Origin of the sequence: Faecalibacter bovis, from assembly GCF_017948305.1 — a bacterium.
Taxonomy (GTDB): Bacteria; Bacteroidota; Bacteroidia; order Flavobacteriales; family Weeksellaceae; genus Empedobacter; species Empedobacter bovis.
The window spans coordinates 1,651,301-1,674,560 of the sequence record NZ_CP072842.1 but is presented as its reverse complement, the minus strand read 5'-3'; the positions used below and the strand labels follow the sequence as shown (position 1 = coordinate 1,674,560).

The window sequence follows — 23,260 nt, the reverse complement described above, 5'->3', positions numbered from 1 at the left end:
TGGTTTGTTTATTTTATTAAATATAATAGTTTTAATTTATTAAATATAAAATAAATACATTTTCTAATTGTTAATTTTAGAAAATTGTACTTCGTAAAGATTTGAATAATAACCTTTTTGAGCCAATAAAGACTCATGAGTACCTTTCTCAACAATCATTCCATTATCCATTACAATAATTTGATCCGCCTTCTGAATCGTAGCTAATCGATGGGCAATAATTATAGAAGTTCTTCCTTCCGTTAGTTTTTCTGTAGCTCGCTGAATCATTTCTTCAGAATTTGTATCAATCGAAGAAGTAGCTTCATCTAAAACTAAAATTTCAGGATTATAAATATACGCGCGTAAGAATGAAATTAATTGACGTTGTCCTACTGATAATGTGCTTCCACGCTCCGAAACTTCAGAATAATATCCTTTTGGTAAAGATTCGATAAAATCGTGAATTCCGATTACTTTCGCCGCAGATTTAACCTCATCAAGTGTAATTTTATCATTACCTAAAACGATATTATCAAAAATTGTGGTATTAAATAAGAACACATCTTGTAAAACAACCGCTACGTGCTTGCGAAGATTTACTAAATCCATATCATAAATATCAATTCCATCGATTTTAATCGAACCTGAATCTATATCATAAAAACGACTTAATAAATTAATAATTGTTGATTTTCCAGCACCTGTTGATCCTACTATTGCAATAGTTTCTCCTGGTTTTGTTGTTAAGTTAATTCCTTTTAAAACTGGATTATTCGGAACATAAGAAAATACAACATTTTCAAATTCTATGATTCCTTTTACTTTTTCTAACTTCTTAGTTCCTTTATCTGGCAAAGTCTCATCTGCATCTAAAATATTAAATACACGATCTGCTCCAACTAAACCACGCTGAATAGAATTAAATCGTTCGGCAATTGCACGCATTGGCGTCGTTAACATGGTAATAAATTGTGTAAAAGCAATTAAATTACCAACAGTTACGTCACCGGCAACTGCAGTTCTTAATCCTCCGAACCAAATTAAACTACCTGTTGCTAAAGCTGATACAATGTCTACAACTGGGAACAGTAATGAGAAATATAAAACAGTTTTTAAATAATTCTTTTTTAAATCGTTATTGATTGAAACAAATTTATCATACTCTGCTTGTTGACGATTAAAAACTTGTATAATGTTCATACCTGTTAAACGTTCTTGCACAAACGTATTTAACTTTGCAACTAACGTTCTTTCATCTTGATAAACATCTTTCAAAGCTTTCTGAAAATAACGTGTTATAATCATCATCAATGGAAGAATAACAATTACAATAGTGGCTAAAACCCAGTTCATATAATACATCATCGCAACGATAAATATAATTTTTAACGCATCTCCCAGAAGCACTAAAATTCCATCATTAAAAACTTCTGCAATTGTTTCGACATCTGAAACTGAACGAGTAACTAAAACACCATTTGGAGTTTTGTCAAAATAGCCTAATTTAAATTTTATTAAATGATTGTATAAACGAACACGAAGTTCTCGTATGACACGTTGTGCCACAACATTAGCTAAATAAACCGTAAAAAAAGCAAGAACTCCTTCAAAAACCAGAATAACTATAAGTTTTATAATCTCTGATTTTAGACCAAGTAAATCTTTATTTAAGATGTAGTTATCAATAACATCTCCTGTTAAATACGGACGATAAACAGAAAAACACGCACTAAAGACTGCAATAAAAATTACAGTCAAAAACAGACCTTTGCTTTGTGAAAGACCTAATGCAATTACACGTTTTAGACCTGTAAAATCAAATGATTTTTCCGTTTTATTTGAACTCATTTCTAAATAATTCTTTAGGATATTGCACATCTACAAGATACAAACCATGTGCTGGTGCAGATGCTCCGGCTGATCCCCTGTTTTGATCTTCTATTATTTTGGCTAAATCTTCTTTCGTAATTTTTCCAATTCCGACTTCTACCAATGTACCAACTATTGCACGAACCATGTTGCGTAAAAAACGATCGGCAGTGATTTGAAAAACAAATTGTCCATCTTCGTTCACGCGCCAAAAAGCTTCTTTTACATCACAAATATTCGTTTTTACATCTGTATGCAATTTAGCAAAACTTCCGAAATCTCCCTTCTTAATTAACAATTGTGCAGCATCGTTCATTTTATCTAAATCTAATTCGCGATTAAAAACCCAAGCACTATCAAACGTAAATGGATTTTTAAATGGTGATATAAAATAATTATAGGAACGTGAAGTAGCATCAAAACGCGCATGCGCTTCTGGATCCATTTCATGAATTTTATAAATCGCTATATCTTTTGGTAAGAATGAATTAAGATGTTTTACTAAATCTTTTTTCAATTCTCCATCAAAATCAAAATGAGCATACATCTTTTTTGCATGTACACCTGTATCTGTTCGACCTGCTCCTACGATTGAATTTTTTTGACCTAATATTTTTGATAAACGTGTTTCGATAGTTTCTTGTACAGAAATTTGATTGGGTTGAATTTGCCAACCATAATAGTTTTTTCCGTTATATGCTAATTCTAAAAAGTAACGCAATTGTTGTAAATTTGATAAGCAAAAATACAACCTTTTGAAGAAAATTCTTTTACTTTCAGATACACATTCTTACATCGATGATAGAATTATAGAATACGCTAAACAAGCCGACGAAATTTGGCATGCTGGTGATATTGGAGCTATAGATGTAATGGATCAGTTAGAAAAAATAAAACCCGTTCGTGCTGTTTACGGAAATATCGACGACCAAACGGTAAGAGCTGTATATCCTTTAAATAATCGTTTTACGATAGAAGGTGTAGATGTCTGGATAACGCATATTGGTGGGTATCCTGGAAAATATAATCCTAAAATTAGAAAAGAAATTACAGAAAATCCTCCGAAAGTTTTTATTTGTGGTCACTCGCATATTCTGAAAGTTATGCCTGATAAAGATTTAGGATTAATTCATTTAAATCCTGGAGCAGTTGGAAAACATGGTTTTCATCAAGTTAGAACGATGTTGCGTTTTGATGTAAATAACGGAAAATTAGAAAATTTAGAAGTAATCGAATTTAAAAAGTAAACTGAAAAATATATTTTAAATCAAAAATCAAACTAAAAATTAAAAGAAGTTCAAATTTGAACTTCTTTTTTTTATTTGGCTAATTTAAATTTTCTTAGAATTTCTTTAAACTTCGGATTTGTGATGTAATCTTTAAAATTATGTGATTTTTGACCAGTAAAATCTGTATAATCACAAAGTTGATATTGTTTTGAAATTTCTTCAAAAGTTTCAGGATTAAATCCAAAATCAGTTGAAGTAAAACTACTTGATAAAATTCCGGTTTTTCCTTTACCTAAAACAAAATCAGTATTATTAATCGTACTCGATATTGATTTTAATTGATCAGAAAACACTTTAAAGGATCCATCATCTTCTTTAAAATCTTTGACACCTATTGCTGGTGCAAGCATAATGCTATAAATTTTATTATTATTTTCTTTTAAAGGTTCAACTTTCTGAATATCCAAATAATGATGTTTTGTAGCGATACGTTTTTCAACCTCATTCAAAACTGGATTTTTAAGCGCACTCATTACAACTGCTGCTCCTCTACTATGCGAAATAATGTAAATTTCTTTGTTATTAACTGCGTTTAGAATTCTCCTTAATCCATATTCACCGGCCAATTGACTGTTGGTTGTTGCACTAACCCACACTTTTGCTGTCCCAAAAATATTATTAGATTTTAATCCATCCCAATAAAAATTAACCACTTCGTCTTTCTGATTATTAAGATCCATTAAAGTTCTTGCTTTATTATAATTCGTTAAACTTTCCATGTAATTGTTATTAATTCCATGTATAAAAATTATAATTCGCTTTTTATTTTTTACACGATCAGCAAAACCTTTTAATTGAGAATTTTCAAACTTTGTTAAATCATCTGTATTTCCATTCTCTGCTGCAATTTTCATTAATGAAAATTCTTTACGTGTTGCATTTCCTTTGGGTTGACCATATTTATCTTTCCACTGATTTGGAAAAAAATTCCCGTTTTGATCTACAAAAACACTTGTAATATTAGGGTTAATAAAATTATTTGGAACCTGTGATTGAGGCACATTGTGTGAAGCTGAACACGCTGTAAAAAATACAACTAATAAAATGTAATATATCCAGTTTTTAGAAATCATATAAAAAAGTCTTAGAATCATTTGACTTATCAAAATTCAATCCTAAAATTAATTGAAATTATAAAAATAAAAAACCGCTTGAAATATTTTTCAAACGGTTAACTATTTATGTATATAATGTATTTGTTAGTAATTGATAACGCCTGAACCTACTAATTCATCTCCGATATGCCAAGCACAAAATTGACCTTCTGTAATAGCAGATTGTGGATTTAGAAATTCAACATACATTCCTTCTTTTGCTTTGTGTAAAGTTGCAACTTGTAATGGTTGTCTGTAACGAATACGCGCCATAACTTCCATTGTTTCACCTTCTTTTAAAGCTAAATCTTCGCGTACCCAATGCACCTCATCTTCCTTGATAAATAAAGCCTTCTTTAATAAACCTGGATGATTTGCTCCTTGACCTGTGTAAATAATATTTTCATTAACATCAGTAGCAATTACAAATAACGGTTCCACTTTACCACCAACACCTAAACCTTTGCGCTGACCTCTTGTAAAATAATGAGCTCCTTGATGTGTTCCTACAATTTCGCCATCACCTTTTGTATAAGAAAAACCACGCGCTTCAAAGTCTAATGCTTCGTATTTATTATTAAAAGTTGGTATTTCTCTTTGGAAACCTTTCCAATCTTTAGCAATTTCAATTATATCACCTTTTTTAGCTTTTAATTGTTGTTGTAAGAATTCTGGTAAACTTACTTTTCCGATGAAACATAAACCTTGAGAGTCTTTTTTATCAGCTGTAACTAAACCTTGTTCTTTTGCAATGCGACGAACCTCTGGTTTTTCTAATTCACCAATTGGAAATAAAGCTTTTGATAATTGATCTTGAGATAACTGACATAAGAAATACGATTGATCTTTGTTATTATCTACCCCTTTTAGTAATTGAAATACCTCATTACCATTTGCATCAATTGTAGATGATTTACGAGCGTAATGACCTGTCGCAACATAATCAGCACCTAAATCTAAAGCAGTTTTTAAGAATAAATCGAATTTAATTTCGCGGTTACATAAAACATCTGGATTAGGTGTTCTTCCCTTCTCATACTCGTTAAACATATAATCAACAATACGTTCCTTGTACGATTCAGACATATCAATTACCTGAAAAGGAATTCCTAACTTTTCAGCAATCAATAAAGCATCTGCACTATCTTCGATCCATGGACATTCATCTTCCAATGTCACCGAAGCATCGTTCCAGTTACGCATAAATAAACCAATCACATCATAACCTTGTTCTTTTAAAAGGTATGCTGTAACGCTTGAATCTACCCCTCCAGAAAGTCCTACGACAACTCTTTTCATTCTATTAAATTTCAGAATGCAAAATTACAAAATATTATTAGATGCAGTCTTATCTTAAATCAATTAGATTAATTTTGATTGTTTATTATTGATAAAGAGAATAAATAATAAAATGCAAATTCCAGTTAGGAAAGGATAATACAAGTTGGAAATTACATCCACCGGAGAAACCATATAGGTGTTTTCTTGAGCAATTTTTGTTACTGCAACAGCAGCTAAAATCTGTGCGCCATAAGGAATAATCCCTTGTACAAAACAGGATACGGTATCTAAAATACTTGCTACACGTTTCGGTTCTAAATCATGTTTGTTAGAAATTTCTTTCGCTACACGACCTACAATTAAAATTGCAATCGTATTATTTGCTAAAGCAGCATCAGCCAAAGCTACTAATCCTGCGATACTTAATTCTGCCTGTTTTTTTGATTTAATATTCTTTGTTAATTTATCAATGATAAATTCTAATCCACCGTTAAAACGAATAATTCCTACAACACCACCAATTATTAAACATAAAATACTTAGCTCAAACATTCCTGTAAAACCACTGTTGATACTAGAAATTAAGTCTAAAAATGGAATTGATTTATAAAATATTCCAATTGCAACAAATGAAAGGATTCCGATTATTAAAGACCAAATCACATTAATTCCGCCAATTGCTAAACCGAAAACTAATAAATAAGGTAACAATAATATTAAATCATATTCTAATAAATTATTATTCACATTAGCCGTTTCAAATCTCTGAGATAGGAAATAATATAATATAATTGAAATAATAGCTGCTGGTAAAATTATTTTAAAATTCGCTTTGAACTTTGATTTCATATCAACTTCTTGCGTACGAGTTGCTGCAATTGTAGTATCAGATATAAAAGATAAATTATCTCCAAACATTGCTCCACCCACAATTGCTCCCAATAACATTGCCATAGATCCAGGAAGCATTTTTTCCATTTCAACAGCTATGGGTGCCAATGTTACGATTGTCCCGACTGATGTACCCATCGAAATTGAGATAAAACAGGCGATTAAGAAAAATCCTACTACAATAAAACTTGGAGGTAAAAAAGAAACAAATAAATTCACAGTAGATGTTACAGCACCTGTTGTTGATCCTAAACTTCCGAAAGCTCCAGCTAATAAAAATATTAAAATCATTAATATAATAGTCTCTTCTCCCGCTCCTTTGCAAAATGCTTCTATTTTACTATTAAAGCTAACTTTTGGGAATTGAATCATTGCGATGATTAAAGATACCATGAAAACGACAATAGCAGATACGGCGTAAAAATCGTTTAGAATTATAGATGAGGTGAAATAAATTAAAATAAATGCGATCAAAGGCAATAAAGCCCAAAAATTTCCTTTTTTAGTTGTCATAGTTTGTTAGTTTCCGAAAAAATTTCGACAAATATGAGATTTCTAGCCCAAAATTAAAAATCCCAATTTTTTTTAAATGTTATTAATTAAGTTTATTAAACTAAAGAACGGAATATCTTAAAAGATATTCCGTTCAACTGATTTTTTTTTCGGTTTATACTATATTATTTAGTAATTAATTTATTTGTAATTCGAATCGCTTTTTCATTTTTTTCATCAATCCAAGCTTGACCTTTTAACTTTCTCATTAAATTATCAATATTTCTCATGATAAAAATATTATACACTGCTTCAGAAAAATTTTTAGGTTTATGTGCTAAAGAACGTAAACTTACCGAAAAACCTGGTGTAATATATTTCATATAATGCCACCAACCTTCTGGCATGTATAGCATTTCGCCATGTTTTAAATCTGCCACCATTGGGTTAATATTTTTTAACGCTGGCCACTTGTCAAAATCCGGATTATCAAAATCTATATCTTCACGACATATTACTGAATATGGAATTTTATACATATATTTTGAATCCTTTGGCGGTACAATTACACATTTTTTCTCGCCTGCAAAATGAAAATGTAAAATGTTCGCCAAGTCAATGTCATAATGCATAAAAACATTAGAACCTTCTCCACCAAAAAATAACATTGGCATTGATTTGAATAAATTTAAACCCAAATCTGGCATTTTGTAATCTTTTTGCAACTCTGGGACTTGACTCATTAAATTATACAAGAAAATACGCAAATCTGTTGGTCCTTCATGCAAAAGATCAACATATTCAGACATTTTCATTTTAGCAACTGGTTCATTTACTTTTTTTGAATAATCTACTGGATCATTATTGTATAACGGTACAATTTTATCGCCAGCTACTTGTTTAATATATTCAAAATTCCATTTTTCATATGCTGGCCAATCTTCAGTAATTCGTTCAACAACTACTGGTTTTTGAGGTTTTACATAATATTTCTGAAAATCTTTTGCAGAAATTATTTCAACTCTTTCAACTTCAGTGAAATTAAATCCCATTGATAAAAAATTTACACAAAATTAATAAAGAATTTTGTTAAATTTTCTAATAATATTTATTCTTGTTGATCAAAATGAAAAAGAAAACTATAACTAACTATATGCGGTATTTTAGCCAATTTATAATTCTATTTTTAGGATTTTTACAATCAAGTCAAGCACAAACTATTTTTCCATATTTAGAAGTAAAAAATAATACTGATTTTGTTAAAATAAGTTCAGATTCTATTGATTCGAACTATCAATTCAACCACTTTTTAGGAGATATACAACATACTTTTTATTACAAAAATATATCCAATGAAACGATTGATTTACGATTTGTAGTTCCACAACATCATTCACAAAATGTATATCATTTATCTTCCAAGTATAATAATCAAGAGTCGAATTTATTATCTAAGCCGATTGTAACGGTTAGACAAGAAATTAAAAGTTTAAAATCTAAAAGTGGATACGATAATCAGACTAAAACTCAGAATTTAATTTTAAATCTAAATCAAGTTAAAGCTGGTGAAATGATTACAGTTTCTCTCAAAATTTCTAAAATAATTGAGACCAATACATTAGATTATGAATTAGAAATACCGGAAATAAAAACTATTCGTACCGAACAATTTACATCGTTAGGAATTGACGAAAAAATTGCTTCTCCAAAAAAAGCGAGTCAGACTTACAATTTCACTGGAAGTATTCCATTAAACACTGTATTGATCAACAAGAAAAATCCAACGATAAAAAAAGTTACACTTACCAATTGGGTTACAAATTCAAATTCTACTGCAAAAGAAAACATTTTATATAGTTATGATGCGAAACAAATCAATTCGGCTGTACAACATTTTACAGAAGATGGTTGTGATTATATTTTAGGAATAGTTCAACCACCGAAAGATCCAAAAATTATATATCCACGAGAGTATATTTTTGTTGTTGATGCTTCAGGATCGATGAAAGGACGACCAATAACTGAAGTTAAGAAAATGATGATTTCTACCCTTCGACAGTTAAAAACAGACGAATTATTCAACATCGTGTTATATGGTACGAATCAAGAAAATTTTGCACCAACATCAGTCGAAGCATCAAAAGAAAATGTAGAAAAAGCAATTTTGTACATTGAAAAAGAATATGGTCGCGGCGCAACAAAATTAAATGAAGCCATTGACAGGATACAAACCTTTAAAGCAAATTCAAACCATAATAGGATTATCACAATTATCTCAGATGGAGATTTAGATATTAATCAAAATTTACATCTTTCGATTAAATCACATTTAAAATCTGCACAATTTTTTATTTTAGGAATTGGTAATTCTATTGATTATCGTGCGATGAATTTTCTTTCGCTTACAACTGGTGCACAACCATTAGTTATCAACAACGAATACGAATTAGGTTTTAAGATAGCTCAATTTCAAAAGCAAATCCTTAGACCGTTATTAAGAAATGTTCAAGTTCAATCCAAAACAATTAATTTATCAGAAACTTATCCAAAAAACTTTAATGGTTTTTTATCTACAAATCCAATTCACTTTGTTTCGAAAGATTGTAAAAAAGTTTATCCAAAACAGCTAGAAATAACTGCTAAAAACGGGATTGATAATTACAATCGTAGCTTTGATATACAACGTGCGAATTCGTCAAATTTAACTGAAGCCATAAAATTTTATTGGGCAAAACAAAAGATTGATTTTTTATTAAAAGACGAAGATAGATGTGGCGAAATTTGCAAAAAAGATGGCCGTTACAGAAAAGAAATAGAAAAAATCGGAATGTCTTTTAATCTGTCAACTCCTTATACGGTTCTGATTCAAAACAATGACACCTCAAATTTTAATCAAGATTATGATTCTGATGGTGATGGAATTGCAGATTGGTACGACGAATGCATCAACGAAAAAGGTACTTTATTAACAAAAGGTTGCCCGGTTGATAAATTAGAAGGAAATTCGAAAGATGTGTATGTACAAGATTTCTCGAACGAATTAATTCGAACTGTTGAATTTGATTTTGACCAAACGATTATTCGAACTGTTGATTACCCAATTTTAGACCGAATTGTAAAAATAATGAAATCAAATCCTCATCTAAAATTCTACGTAGAAGGACATACAGATGCCATGGGTAGCAGTGAATACAACAAAAATTTATCTTTGAATAGATCTAAAGCTGTGGTGGAATATTTTACAAATAAAGGATTAGACAAAAATCGTTTTACTATTATTGGTAAAGGTGATACTGAATTAAAACATACGATGTGTAGACCAGCTGAAAATTGCGAAGCTTGGAAAAACTTACAAAATCGTAGAGTTGAATTTAAAATAAAAAAGGATTGAGTTTACACTCAATCCTTTTTTTATATTTTGATTTAATTTCTTAAGAAATACGCTCAATTAAAGCCATATAGAAACCATCGTATCCATTTTCTGATGGATAGTAAGTTTTATCGCTAATTAATTTATAATTATCATTATTTGCTAAGAATTTCTCTACTTGCTCTTGATTTTCAGAAGGTAAAATAGAACATGTTGCATATACCATTAATCCACCAACTTTAATGATTTTTGCATAATCATTTAAAATCATCGCTTGTGTTTCTCTAATACGATCTAAAAAGGCTTGATCTAATTTCCATTTCGCATCAGGATTACGACGTAAAACTCCAAAACCAGAACAAGGCGCATCAATTAATAAACGATCAGCAGTATTAGCCATCTTTTTAATTGTTTTAGCTTCAATTAATCTAGTTTGAACGTTTTGAACATCATTACGAGATGCACGACGTTTTAATTCTTTTAATTTCCACTCGTGGATATCCATTGCAATAATTTGCCCTTTATTTTTCATTAAAGAAGCAAGGTGTAATGTTTTTCCACCAGCACCAGCACACGCATCAACAACACGCATTCCTGGTTCTACACGTAAATATGGAGCAATCATTTGAGAACCGGCATCCTGAACTTCGAAAAATCCGTTTTGGAATTCATCAGTTCTAAAAATATTCGATTTCTCTTCTAATTCTAAAGCATCCTGATATTTAGATAAAACTTTCGTCTTAATTTGACGTTGCTTTAATAATCTCTGTAATTCTTTACGATCTGTTTTTAAAGTATTAACACGTAAAACAGTTGGTGCAGGATTATTCATCGCCTGAGCTTCCTCAATCCAACGATCACCTAATTCCTCTTTACCAACTTCAAACATCCAATCTGGATAAGACTCAGCTACTGCTTGATTTTTAGCAGATTGATGATGTCTTTTTAAAATTTCTTTATGATTAATACGAGCAAATTCTTCCCACATTGGTAACTTTTCCTCTGGATCTAAAGCGAACCAAGTTCCAACAAACTCCCAAATAGAATCTGGCGATAATGGTCTAGCCATTGCCCCTTCAACTAATCTTTTCCAACGTACTAAATCATAAACCGTCTCAGCAATGAATGCACGATCTCTTGCGCCCCATTGTTTATTTGATTTAAGGGTACGTTCAACTTCTTTATCTGCATATTTCCCCTCGAAGAAAATATTATTTAATGTATCGGTAATCCCGATGAACAAATTTTTGTACGGTAAAATCTTCATAATTCTGTGCAAATTTACAAAGACTAAATTGTTTTGTCTGTATCAATTTCATTTTTAAATGCTAATTTCACTTCTTCAGGTACTTCAACCACTTTATTTTGTGCATAATCAAAGGTTACGATACCTGTTTTTACTTTAGCAATTAATTTTTCCTTACAAGTTACTTTATAGAAAATATCAAAACTAACTCGCGTAAAATCTCCAATTGTAATTTCAATATCTAATTGATCATTATAATACGCTTGATTTTTGTATTCTATTGCAACATCTGCCATGATAATTCCAACCCCGGCTAATTCCAATTCACTCCAACCAAAATGATTTAAGAACTGTACTCGAGCTTCATGTATAATAGAAAGTACTTTATCATTAGCTAAATGATTTCCATAATTAAGATCAGTAATTCTTACAGGAATTGTTGTTTTGAAAGTGTATGCTGCTGGAAGATTTATTTTAATACGAGCCATTTTGTAGTGTAAATTTTAAGACTCAAATATAGTATAAAAAAGAAAGGGTTTTAGTTTTACAACTAAAACCCAATTGATTTTTAAACTTGCCTTCGCAAGCATAATTTAACATTAAAAAAAATCAATCTTACTCTCTACTACCTATTGCTAATTTATAACTGAAATTCTTAATTACAAAATATATACACAAAAAATATTAAGTTTTTTTGATTTTTTTATTGAAATACCAATTGATAGGTATAAACATCATAATGTTAAATTCTTACAAAATCCTCTATTTATAGTATATTGAATAAATTTATCTTTAAAAATTTGTAATTTGCGCTCTTAATTTTTCTTTATGGATTTGACTAGTTTTATTAAAAATTCTTTACCAACAGTATCTGAAAAATCTATTTTAAACGTAATTAAATGTTTAGAAGAGGATTTTACAATACCATTTATTGCGAGATACCGAAAAGAAATGACCGGAAACTTAGATGAAGTTCAAATTTCTACGATTAAAAAATTAAAATCTCAATACGACGAAATCATTAGTCGAAAACAATTTATCCTTGACACATTAAAGGAATTAAATGTTTTAACACCTGAACTTGAAGTAAAAATCAATAAATCTTTTGATTTAAATCAATTGGAAGATATTTACTTACCATACAAGAAAAAGAAAAAAACAAAAGCGACAATTGCTAAAGAAAAAGGATTAGAACCTTTGGCTAAAATCATAATGAAACAAAATAACATTAATGATTTAGATGAATTAATTGGTCGTTATATTTCTGATGAAGTACCTACTAACGAAGATGCTTTAGAAGGTGTAAACTACATCATTGCTGAATGGATTAACGAAAATGAATATGTTCGTTACCGTTTACGCGAAATGTTCAAGAAACAAGCTACAATCCAGTCCAAAGTTGTAAAAGCTAAAATCAACGAAGAAGATGCAAAAGTGTATTCGAATTATTTTGAACATGAAGAACCGTTAAAAAAATGTGCATCGCATCGACTATTAGCTATGTTACGTGGCGAACGTGAAGGTTACTTAAAAGTATCTGTTGATATTGATAAAAAAGATGCATATAAATTCCTAGAATACACACTTGTAAAATCTTTACAACCTGAAATTTCATGGATTATTGAAGAAGCAATTAAAGATAGTTATAAACGTTTATTAGCGCCTTCAATTTCTAATGAAGTTTTGAAAGAGGCAAAACATCAAGCTGACATTACTTCTATTGATGTATTTTCAAAGAATCTAAACCAGCTTTTATTAGCTCCTCCATTAGGTCAGAAACGTATTTTAGCTATAGATCCTGGATATAAATCTGGTTGTAAAATCGTTTGTTTAGACGAACAAGGCGATTTGTTACATAACGAAAATATTTATCCACACGCTCCTCAAAATGATAAAGTGGGTGCAATTAAAAAGCTAAAATCGTTAGTAAATGCTTATGCAATCGAAGCGATTTCCATAGGAAATGGAACAGCGTCTCGTGAAACAGAAAACTTGGTTCAGAATATTGCATTTGATCGACCATTAAAAGTTTTTGTTGTTAACGAAGCTGGAGCATCTGTTTATTCAGCATCTAAAATTGCTCGTGATGAATTTCCTGACAAAGATGTAACTGTTCGTGGAGCTGTTTCTATAGGACGTCGTTTGCAAGATCCGTTGGCTGAGTTAGTAAAAATTGATCCAAAATCAATTGGAGTTGGTCAGTATCAGCATGATGTAGATCAAACTTTACTAAAAAATGAGTTAGACGAAGTCGTAACCCTTTGTGTAAATAAAGTTGGTGTTAATGTAAACACTGCAAGTAAGCATTTACTGAATTATGTTTCTGGAATTGGCGAAAAATTAGCTGAGAATATCGTTATTTATCGTACTGAAAATGGCCCTTTTGAAAGTCGTGAAGAATTAAAAAAAGTTCCCCGTTTAGGTGGAAAAGCTTTTCAACAAGCTTCTGCTTTTTTACGAATTAAAGATGCGAAAAATCCATTAGATAATTCTGCTGTTCACCCTGAATCTTATCCAATAGTGAAAAAAATGGCGAAAGATTTAAAAGTTAATGTAGAAGATTTGATCCTAAATAATGAATTAATCGCTAAAATTGATATACATAAATATATAACTGACGAAGTTGGAATTCCGACTTTAGAAGATATTTTAAAAGAGTTAGAAAAACCAGGATTAGATCCACGATCTACAGCTAAAGTTTTTAGTTTTGATTCGAGATTAAAGAAATTTGAAGATTTAAGTCTTGGTATGAAAGTTCCTGGAATTATTAATAATATTACCAACTTTGGTTGTTTTGTTGATATCGGTTTAAAAGAAAATGGATTAGTTCATATTTCTAAAATCTGCAACGAATTTATTTCTGATGTTTCTACAAAAGTTCATTTACAACAACAAGTTGAAGTTACTGTAATTGGAATTGATGAAGAAAAACGTAAGATTCAATTATCATTGATTGATTAATGATGAATATAAAATTATTATTCACAATACTATTAACTAGTTTTTCGGTATTATCTATGGCTCAAGATTCAAATAAAAATGAATTTCAATCATTTATTAAAAAAGAAAAATTTAATTCATCAGTAAATGGTTTATCTGTACAAAGTTTAAATCAAATTGTAGAAAAAAAATTGAATCGATTAGCCAGTACGTTTGAGTTTATAAATAAAAGTAAAAATGTAGAAGATAAACATTATCTATATGCTATAAAGAAATTTGTTGATTCTATGAAGCCTTACGAAACAGATTTAAGCATTAACGATAAAACAATAATATCTAACTATATTGAAAATTTAATGGATATTGTACAACTCGAAAGCTCAAACGGATTGTTGAACCAATTTGTTTACGGTTTTGACCCAATAAAAAATAAAAAAAGCCACTTCAAAATTGAAGTGGCTTTTTTATAATAATCAATTATAATTTAGTCAAATTTTACTTTGTATTGTTTATCAAACTCTACTCTTTCCGCGTCTGATAATTTATTTCTCATGTATTTTACAGAATAACCACCAATCATACGAGCAACTGTATCATTTGGTTCTAACTTGTAAAACATCCAATCCGAAATCTTTTTATCATCAATAACAATAGTATCGTTTAATTTTACTTCTTTCGTTACTTGTGGTTGATTATCTACAATTCCTTTTAAAACGTTTCCATCTTGATGCACATCGCGAATCCACAAGTGTTCTTGTTGGCTACGATCACCATTTTTCACGACAAACTCTTCTTTAACAATAAAATTAGTCATTGTAGAATCTTTCATTTCTAATGCTAATTTAAAATCATCAAAAGTACGTCTAGCTTCTAAAGTTATACTATCTAGTTCTGCTAATTCTTTCTCCTGCTTTTCTAAACCTTTATAGGAATCTTTAGCAATATTTTTATTATCACAAGCTATCATTGCAAAACCTGCTAACAATATCAAAAATGTTTTTTTCATAGTTAAGGAATTAATATTATAAAGTTAAGTATTTTAATCAATATATGATAATTTTAGTTCTTTTGGCTTATTCTTTAGCCAGTTTTGATGTCCAAAATAACTCCATTTTTGATTAGCAATATTTACATCGGGATTTGTATATTGATAAAAACGACTTCCGTTAACAGAAACTTTACTATCAACAAATACTTTCACATTCTTGATTCCCTTTTTTTCGTAATCCGCTTTTACAAACTGCGCAAACTGCCAAATCATATCTGCTGAAATTCCAAATCTTTTCTCTTGTTTATACGTTAAATACGTTGAAAGATTAACCTTTTCTTTTGGTTGATATTTTCCTTTTTTATCAGGAATTGAAACATATACATGCACATCTGCCGCTTTTCTGCGCAACATCATTCGCCATGAAAGTCGATGACCTTCTTCAGTCCAAAAAACATTTCCTGGAATATGTAAATGACGTACAGGTAAATAAATTTGCCAAATAATAAATAGAACAACTATATACGAAAAAGCGATTCGACGAGTAGTAATTAATCCATCTTCATCATTACGATCCATCATAAAGGATTTTGTTTTAAAAAACATTTCCTGCACTTTTATAGGATCATAAAAGAAAATCATCATTGCTAAAGAAAAGAAAGGGAAAATTCCAATTCCAAACACAATGGAATTAAATAAATGGAAAAATATTGCACATTTTAATGCTATTCCTCGTGTACGAGGAGTTAACATTGCTGGAATGATTAATAAATCAAAAAAGAATCCTAACCATGCAATTACTTGAGAAAATTCTATACTTCCTATGATTTGCGCTAAGCCATTTAATTGATATTTATTACTCAACAAATATTGATATTGAACAAAATGTTGATTTAAAAAAACACCATTAAACCAATCTGGATATATTTTTTGTAATGCTGCAAAAGTGTAAACAATGAATAATTGAGCGATAAATAATACTCTTACCCAATTTTTACATGTTAATCGTTTTAATTTTGGGAATATTAAACTATCCAAGGATAAAAATTGATGAGCTGGCATCACCGTCATCATCCAAGAAACCAACATAAATAAGTAATAGTGGTTGTTATAGCTGGTTTTTTGCATAAAATAAGATAACAACCACATTATCGCAAAACTTATAATTGCAAATCTGTACAAACCTCCAATCGCAATAAAAATCCCTAACAATCCCATTATTCCGTAATAATAGACCATATTAGGACCTAAAAGATTGTTTAACCATTCAAATCCAATGAACGTGAAAGTCAATTTTGGTTCAACTAAATTTGTATTTACCCAACCTGTAAAAATTGCACCCCAACATTCAGCCACAATCAATAATCCAAATAAAATTCGGAAGATGACTAAAGGAGAATTATCAATTTTTCTAAATAAATATTCGCTAAACATGTTTATGCATTGTTTTGTGCTAATTTATAAATTTACACTAGGTGTATTGTTATACTTAACAATATATTTATTTCAAAAAAACGATGAGAAATATCCTTATTTACAGCTTTTCTAATTTGTTTGATTCTTCCGTTTAATTTATGATTGAATAAGTTACAAAAATCATTATTTTAATAAAATCGTTAACTCTGACTTTAGTTAAAATTTTTTAAAAGAAAATAATTTTCACTTTCGCTAATTACAATTCAAAAATTGCGAGTGTAGAAGATAAAATAGCATCAAGAATTTGATAGTTTTTAATCATTACTACTAAATTGAAATTTATTTAATATTTTCAACCTATTATAAATTTGATTAATTTTATGGATTTCCGAAAGAGAATTTAAGATGGAAATTATGATTAAAAAAGAGCATTTTTAATGTACAGGATTATTCTTCTTACAAATAAAATATTCAATAAGACAGTGGCTGAAACTAAGAAAAGTAATATAAAATTTCCATTTTCTATTGTGTCGATATAATCTCCTGCTTGTGGAAGGATATATGAAAAATTAATAAAGGAAAGTGCAATTCCTAAAACGTAATATTTTCTTTTAATAAAGATACTTATCAAAAAGAAAAATAAAGCAGACGTTCCTGTTAAAAATGCAAAAACATCATCATCACTTCCTGAAGAATGTATTTCTGTCACATATTTAAATCTATCGCCATCATCATATCCCAAACCTGTAGTATGATGTAGAAATAGATAACTTGTGATTAAAATAACAACGTAAAGAAATTCAATAATCGAAAAATGAATTTTCATTTTCTAAAAACCATTCTTGTATTTTTCTATAGAAGCTTCTATTTTTGCACGACGATTCGCAGGAGATGGATGCGAACTTTGATATTCCGGAACATTACTTCCGCCAGACGCTTCCTCTAAAATATGCATTACACCGATTAAAGCAGAAGGATCATAACCCGCTTGCATCATAAAACGTACACCCAAATCATCCGATTCTAATTCATCTTCTCGACCATATTTCATGTTGACCATATTAGCTACAACTTGTGCGTAATAAGCAGAGTTTACATCACCAGCCGCAACACCAGCTGCACCTGCAATTCCTTGCGTTAATTCTTGTTTAGACATTTGTTCAGCACTATGACGAGCAATTACATGTCCAATTTCATGACCTAAAACACCAGCCAATTGATCTTCACTTTCCAATCGAGATAATAAAGCTTCAGTAATAAAAATTGGTCCACCTGGTAATGCAAAGGCATTTACTGTACGATTGTCAGCCAATACATAAAACTGAAAAGGGTATTGCGTTTTACCAGCATCACTAGTTATTACAATTTTTTCCCCAACAGATTTAACCAATTGTTGATATTGTGCATTTTGAGATAAGCCGCCAAATTCTTTTGCCATTTGTGGTGCAGAATTTATTCCCATAGCTACTTCCTGATCCTTTGTTAAGGAGATATATTGCTTTTCTCCAGTAATTTCGTTTACCTCAGAACTAGCAAAATATTTTACAACAGAAAAGATAACTATAGCTGCTGCAACCAAAAATTTTATTGAAGATGAACCGCCTCTTTGCATAATATATTAGTGTTGGTTAAATTATTTTTTATGCCTTTTTTTCAAAATTTCGAGCACGTCTTTTAGCTCAAAACCTCTATCGTGTAAAGACATTAGGTAGTAAAAAAATACATCTGCCGATTCTTCTAAAAAAGCTTGATCGTCTTGCTGTGATGAGGCAATAACCATTTCAACAGCTTCTTCTCCCATTTTTTTAGCAATTTGCGATGTACCTTTTTGATGCACGCGTTTCATTTTTGATTTTTTCGCGTCCTGAAGCTTAGCTTCTTCCATCATAAGTTCTAACCTCTTCAAAAATGGATACTTTTTTTCCTTTTCGACTTCAGTAGTTTTAACGTTATTTAGATTATTTAAATCCATTGGTTTTGTTTTCCTTGAGTAAAATTAATTAATCAGAATATAAATTCAACAATTTATTTGCCAAAATGTAATTCAACTTTAAAAATTTGATATTAATATCCATATAAAAAATCTTACAATAACGGTATTACTCTTAGAAAAAAGCAATTTTTCACATCATATTTTACAAGTTCTATAACAATTTAAATTACTTAAAATACGTATTGTTATTGATGCTGTTATGCTAAAACAATAAGGTTCTACGACTTCTATATTATTTTTACGATATTCAATTTACGATTTTTCCTTTCAAATTTTAAATTGATTAGAAATAATCTTAAATTTACAATCTAATAAAACAAGCGCAAACAATGAATACAAACGACTTTTCCATTCGTCATATTGGAAATAATGCAAAGCAAGCTGCTGAAATGCTTGCTGTGATCGGGAAAGATTCTATTGATTCTTTAGTTGAGGCAACTTTACCTCAAAACATTAAATTAAAAAATCCTTTAGACTTACCTGAAGCTTTATCAGAATTTGAAGCAATTAATCATTTAGCTGAGTTAGCGTCTTTAAATAAGAAAGTAAAAAACTACTTAGGATATGGATATTACGGTACAATATTACCTGCTCCAATCCAACGTAATGTTTTAGAAAATGCTGGTTGGTATACAGCATATACACCATACCAAGCAGAAATCGCGCAAGGTCGTTTGGAAGCTTTATTAAATTTTCAAACTGCAATTTCTGATTTAACAGGTTTACCAATTGCAAACGCATCTTTATTAGATGAAGGTACTGCATGTGGTGAAGCTATGCACATGTTATTTGAATCTCGTACCAGAGATCAAAAGAAAAATAATGTAAACAAATTCTTCATCGCAGATAATTTATTTCCACAATCTGTAGCTGTTTTAGAAACTAAAGCACACGGTTTAGGAATTGAAATTGTTGTTGGTGATTTTGAAACTACAGAAATTACTGAAGAATACTTCGGAGCAATTGTACAATACATCGGAAAAGGTGGTCAAATTAACAACTACAAATCTTTCGTAGAAAAAGCGAATACTGTAGGCGTTAAAGTGGCTGTTGCTACTGATTTATTAGCTTTAACATTATTAACACCTCCGGGTGAATGGGGAGCTGAAATTGTAATTGGTACATCACAACGTTTTGGTATTCCAATGGGTTATGGTGGACCTCACGCAGCTTTCATGTCATGTACAGAAGATTACAAGCGTGTAATTCCAGGTCGTATCATTGGGGTTTCTCAAGATCGTTTAGGAAACTACGCTTTACGTATGGCTTTACAAACACGTGAACAACACATTAAACGTGAAAAAGCTACATCTAACATCTGTACTGCTCAGGTATTATTAGCTGTTATGGCTTCTTTCTATGCGGTTTACCACGGAAAAGATGGTTTAAAATTCATCGCAGAAGAAATTCATACAAAAGCTGCAATCTTACACGGAGGATTACAACATTTAGGCTACAACTTAACAAATACACATTTCTTCGATACAGTACAAATCGCTGTTGAAAATTCAGACGAAATCGTTAAGATTTTCGCTGATGAAGAAATTAATGTAAACGGATTTGAGCAAGGTAAAATCTCAATTACGATTGACGAAATGACTTCTGAAGAAGACATTTTCGAAATCTTAAGTGTTTTTGCTACAATTAAAAATACTGAAGATGGATTTGAATTTGAGGTTGATGAATCATTCTTACCTGCAGATTTAATCAGAACTTCTGATTTCTTAACTCATCCAAACTTCAACTCATACCATACAGAAACTGAGTTAATGCGTTACATCAAACGTTTAGAGCGTAAAGATTTAGCTTTAAATCAATCGATGATTGCATTAGGTTCTTGTACGATGAAGTTAAATGCAGCGACACAATTATTACACATGTCTTGGGAAAGAATGGGTAATGTTCACCCATTTACACCAAAAGAACAAGTAGAAGGATACCAAACATTAATCAAAAACTTAGAAGATTATTTATCTGAAATTACAGGATTTGATGCTACTTCTTTACAACCAAATTCTGGTGCACAAGGAGAATATGCAGGTTTAATGGTTATCCGTTCTTACTTTGAATCTAAAGGTGAAGGGCATCGTAACGTTGCTTTAATTCCACAATCTGCACACGGAACAAACCCTGCTTCTGCTGCAATGGCTGGTATGAAAGTAGTTGTTGTGAAGAATTTAGAATCTGGTGAAACTGATTTAGAAGACTTAAAAGCAAAATGTGAGTTACACAAAGATAACTTAGCTGCTTTAATGATTACATACCCTTCTACTTACGGAGCTTTCGATAGCAATATTGAAGAAGTTACTGAAATGATCCATGCATACGGTGGACAAGTTTATATGGACGGTGCTAATATGAATGCTCAGGTAGGATTAACATCTCCTGGAAATATTGGTGCAGACGTTTGTCACTTAAATTTACACAAAACATTCGCTATTCCGCACGGAGGTGGTGGACCTGGAGTTGGACCAATTTGTGTTAAATCACACTTAGCTCCATTCTTAGGATCTTCTCCAATTATCGAAACTGGAGGAAAAGAAGCTACAAATACATTCGCAGCTGCGCCTTACGGATCTGCATTTATTTTACCAATTTCTTACTCTTACATTTTAATGTTAGGAGCTGATGGTTTATTAAAAGCAACGCAAGGAGCTATTTTAAATGCAAACTATATGAAAACGCGTTTAGAAGGTCACTACGATATTCTTTACACAAACGGAAACAATGTAGTTGCTCACGAATTTATTTTAGATTGTCGTCCATTCAAAAAAGTTGGTATCGAAGTTACAGATATTGCAAAACGTTTAATTGATTACGGATTCCACGCTCCTACGGTTTCTTTCCCAGTTGCTGGAACTTTAATGGTTGAGCCAACAGAATCTGAAACTAAAGCTGAATTAGATCGTTTTTGTGATGCTTTAATTGCAATTCGTCAAGAAATTGATGAAGTTGCTAACGGAGATTTCCCAGTTGACAACAACGTTTTACACAACGCACCTCACCCTCAGCATTTATTAACAGCTGATGAGTGGGATTATCCTTACACTCGTTCAAAAGCTGCATTCCCATTAGAATGGGTTCGCGAACGTAAATTCTTCGCTACTGTATCTCGTATTGATGATGCTTACGGAGATCGTAATTTAATGTGTACTTGTGCTCCTGTAGAATCTTACATCGAACAAGATTAAACAAAATAGAAATCAAAAAAGGATGAACTATTGTTCATCCTTTTTTTTTTTGAATAAATACTTTAGATTACTAAAAAAATCCGTTCATTTTATGAACGGATTTTTTATTTAATTTATTCCTTTTTTCTTGTAATAATTTGCAAAAAGTCGCATCACAATATATATGATTGCTAAATAGAATTTCTTTTCATAAAATAATTCTAAACCTTTAATAGGAAAGAAATTTTCTGACAAAAAGCCAAAAAGTAATATCACTAAAATTGCGATACTTGCTGTATTTAATATTTTAACCATTTTATTTATTGTAAGAAGGTTTGATTCCTTTCTTCATTAATTTATTTGAAACACGACCTACACCTTCTGTAATTGCTGATAAATTATCCATGTCAATAACTTTAAATTCGTCACTTGGTTGATGATAATGTTTTGCCGTTTTCATGTTTACAGAAGATAACGAATGAGAAACAACTCCTTTTTTATAAAAGTGAACATTATCTGAACGCATGAATAAATTTTGACCTAAATAAGGATCGTGATTTACAGAAAATGTTTTACAAGTATTTTCATTCATAATCTTCATTAAATCTGAACGATCACTACCAGTTAAATACACTTTTCCTAAACCAAATTCAGAAATTGTACCTAACATTTCTAAATTATACATTACTTCCATTTTAGGTAAATATGTTGCAAAATCTGGATTTTCTACTAATTTTCCAGAACCAATTAAACCAATTTCTTCAGCATCAAATGCCATATACATAATTGTTTTCTTTGGTTTCTTCTTTTTATAATAATCAGAAATAGCCATTACAGCAGATGTTCCACTGGCATTATCATCAGCTCCATTAAAAATTTTATCTTCCCCTTTGCCATTATTTCCAACATGATCAAAGTGAGCACCGAATGCTACAATTTCATCAGATTTTCCTTCTTGAATTCCACAAACATTATAACCCGTTTTTTCTTTATGCTCGAAAGTAATTAGGAACGAATCTCCAACACAAGGTTTAAGATTGTTATTTTTAAAATGCGCCGCAACATAGTCTGCCGCTTTTTTAGCACCTTCTGTTCCAAACATACGTCCTTGCATATCGTCAGATGCTAAAGTTTTTACATATTCTGTTTGTTTCTCTTTAGAATATTGTGCATTAACGAATGATCCAAAAACTCCTGCGATTAAAAGAAATGTGAATTTATTCATGATGTTATTTTATT

At 30.6% G+C, this 23,260-nt stretch carries 20 protein-coding genes; 5 read left to right on the top strand and 15 right to left on the bottom strand.

All coding sequences use genetic code 11. The features are described from left to right. Positions 1 to 63 precede the first annotated feature (63 nt). Positions 64 to 1,830, bottom strand: coding sequence for an ABC transporter ATP-binding protein (locus J9309_RS08055; RefSeq protein WP_230475384.1), 1,767 nt, complete (start codon positions 1,828 to 1,830; stop codon positions 64 to 66). Then, on the bottom strand, positions 1,817 to 2,572 hold the full coding sequence (gene truA, locus J9309_RS08050) for a tRNA pseudouridine(38-40) synthase TruA (RefSeq protein ID WP_230475383.1): 756 nt from the start codon (positions 2,570 to 2,572) through the stop codon (positions 1,817 to 1,819). Before truA ends, J9309_RS08055 begins: the two co-directional genes overlap by 14 nt. 34 nt (positions 2,573 to 2,606) lie before the next feature. On the opposite strand from truA, the gene J9309_RS08045 reads away from it, so the two are divergent. Beyond that, the gene (locus tag J9309_RS08045; protein WP_230475382.1) at positions 2,607 to 3,098 is read left to right on the top strand and encodes a metallophosphoesterase family protein; all 492 of its coding nucleotides are present in this window, start codon (positions 2,607 to 2,609) and stop codon (positions 3,096 to 3,098) included. Positions 3,099 to 3,169: 71 nt separating this feature from the next. Here J9309_RS08045 and J9309_RS08040 read toward each other — a convergent pair whose 3' ends face one another. From J9309_RS08040 to J9309_RS08025, 4 genes are all read right to left on the bottom strand, one after another. Further along, a complete protein-coding gene (locus J9309_RS08040; protein ID WP_230475381.1) occupies positions 3,170 to 4,213 on the bottom strand; it encodes an alpha/beta hydrolase in 1,044 nt (347 codons plus the stop codon). Between the two features lie 126 nt (positions 4,214 to 4,339). Continuing rightward, a complete protein-coding gene (gene mnmA / locus J9309_RS08035; RefSeq protein ID WP_230475380.1) occupies positions 4,340 to 5,533 on the bottom strand; it encodes a tRNA 2-thiouridine(34) synthase MnmA in 1,194 nt (397 codons plus the stop codon). 63 nt (positions 5,534 to 5,596) lie between these two features. Continuing rightward, the gene (locus J9309_RS08030) at positions 5,597 to 6,919 is read right to left on the bottom strand and encodes a Na+/H+ antiporter NhaC family protein (RefSeq protein WP_230475379.1); all 1,323 of its coding nucleotides are present in this window, start codon (positions 6,917 to 6,919) and stop codon (positions 5,597 to 5,599) included. A 164-nt stretch (positions 6,920 to 7,083) separates the two neighbouring features. Continuing rightward, a complete protein-coding gene (locus J9309_RS08025; RefSeq protein WP_230475378.1) occupies positions 7,084 to 7,950 on the bottom strand; it encodes a cupin-like domain-containing protein in 867 nt (288 codons plus the stop codon). Positions 7,951 to 8,024: 74 nt separating this feature from the next. On the opposite strand from J9309_RS08025, the gene J9309_RS08020 reads away from it, so the two are divergent. Further along, positions 8,025 to 10,289 carry an OmpA family protein gene (locus tag J9309_RS08020; RefSeq protein ID WP_230475377.1) on the top strand — a complete coding sequence of 755 codons (2,265 nt, stop codon included), beginning with the start codon at positions 8,025 to 8,027 and terminating at the stop codon, positions 10,287 to 10,289. Positions 10,290 to 10,329: 40 nt separating this feature from the next. On the opposite strand, the gene J9309_RS08015 is transcribed toward J9309_RS08020, so the two are convergent. After that, complete coding sequence (locus tag J9309_RS08015) at positions 10,330 to 11,535, bottom strand: RsmB/NOP family class I SAM-dependent RNA methyltransferase (RefSeq protein ID WP_230475376.1); 1,206 nt, start codon at positions 11,533 to 11,535, stop codon at positions 10,330 to 10,332. A gap of 23 nt (positions 11,536 to 11,558) precedes the next feature. Next, complete coding sequence (locus J9309_RS08010) at positions 11,559 to 12,002, bottom strand: acyl-CoA thioesterase (RefSeq protein WP_230475375.1); 444 nt, start codon at positions 12,000 to 12,002, stop codon at positions 11,559 to 11,561. A gap of 340 nt (positions 12,003 to 12,342) precedes the next feature. Here J9309_RS08010 and J9309_RS08005 point away from each other — a divergent pair, with 340 nt between their 5' ends. Together J9309_RS08005 and J9309_RS08000 are read left to right on the top strand one after the other, a co-directional pair. Continuing rightward, entirely contained in the window at positions 12,343 to 14,475 is a 2,133-nt protein-coding gene (locus J9309_RS08005; protein WP_230475374.1) for a Tex family protein, read from the top strand. Next, on the top strand, positions 14,475 to 14,924 hold the full coding sequence (locus J9309_RS08000) for a DUF4844 domain-containing protein (protein ID WP_230475373.1): 450 nt from the start codon (positions 14,475 to 14,477) through the stop codon (positions 14,922 to 14,924). The genes J9309_RS08005 and J9309_RS08000 overlap by 1 nt, the downstream gene beginning before the upstream one ends. A gap of 14 nt (positions 14,925 to 14,938) precedes the next feature. On the opposite strand, the gene J9309_RS07995 is transcribed toward J9309_RS08000, so the two are convergent. The 5 genes from J9309_RS07995 to hisE all read right to left on the bottom strand — a co-directional run bounded on the left by J9309_RS07995 (position 14,939) and on the right by hisE (position 18,830). Beyond that, positions 14,939 to 15,460 (bottom strand): DUF2314 domain-containing protein, encoded by a 522-nt coding sequence (locus tag J9309_RS07995; RefSeq protein WP_230475372.1) that lies wholly within the window; start codon positions 15,458 to 15,460, stop codon positions 14,939 to 14,941. A 33-nt stretch (positions 15,461 to 15,493) separates the two neighbouring features. Continuing rightward, positions 15,494 to 16,876, bottom strand: coding sequence for an HTTM domain-containing protein (locus J9309_RS07990; RefSeq protein ID WP_230475371.1), 1,383 nt, complete (start codon positions 16,874 to 16,876; stop codon positions 15,494 to 15,496). Positions 16,877 to 17,276: 400 nt separating this feature from the next. Then, positions 17,277 to 17,684, bottom strand: a complete 408-nt coding sequence (locus J9309_RS07985) for a hypothetical protein (protein WP_230475370.1) — start codon at positions 17,682 to 17,684, stop codon at positions 17,277 to 17,279. Positions 17,685 to 17,687: 3 nt separating this feature from the next. Next, entirely contained in the window at positions 17,688 to 18,470 is a 783-nt protein-coding gene (locus tag J9309_RS07980) for a M48 family metalloprotease (RefSeq protein WP_230475369.1), read from the bottom strand. Positions 18,471 to 18,491: 21 nt separating this feature from the next. Then, positions 18,492 to 18,830, bottom strand: a complete 339-nt coding sequence (gene hisE, locus J9309_RS07975; protein ID WP_230475368.1) for a phosphoribosyl-ATP diphosphatase — start codon at positions 18,828 to 18,830, stop codon at positions 18,492 to 18,494. Between the two features lie 350 nt (positions 18,831 to 19,180). On the opposite strand from hisE, the gene gcvP reads away from it, so the two are divergent. Next, on the top strand, positions 19,181 to 22,042 hold the full coding sequence (gene gcvP, locus J9309_RS07970) for an aminomethyl-transferring glycine dehydrogenase (protein ID WP_230475367.1): 2,862 nt from the start codon (positions 19,181 to 19,183) through the stop codon (positions 22,040 to 22,042). A gap of 108 nt (positions 22,043 to 22,150) precedes the next feature. On the opposite strand, the gene J9309_RS07965 is transcribed toward gcvP, so the two are convergent. Both J9309_RS07965 and J9309_RS07960 read right to left on the bottom strand, forming a co-directional pair. Continuing rightward, entirely contained in the window at positions 22,151 to 22,336 is a 186-nt protein-coding gene (locus J9309_RS07965; RefSeq protein WP_230475366.1) for a hypothetical protein, read from the bottom strand. Between the two features lies 1 nt (position 22,337). Continuing rightward, a complete protein-coding gene (locus J9309_RS07960; protein WP_230475365.1) occupies positions 22,338 to 23,246 on the bottom strand; it encodes a M28 family peptidase in 909 nt (302 codons plus the stop codon). Positions 23,247 to 23,260: the final 14 nt, after the last annotated feature.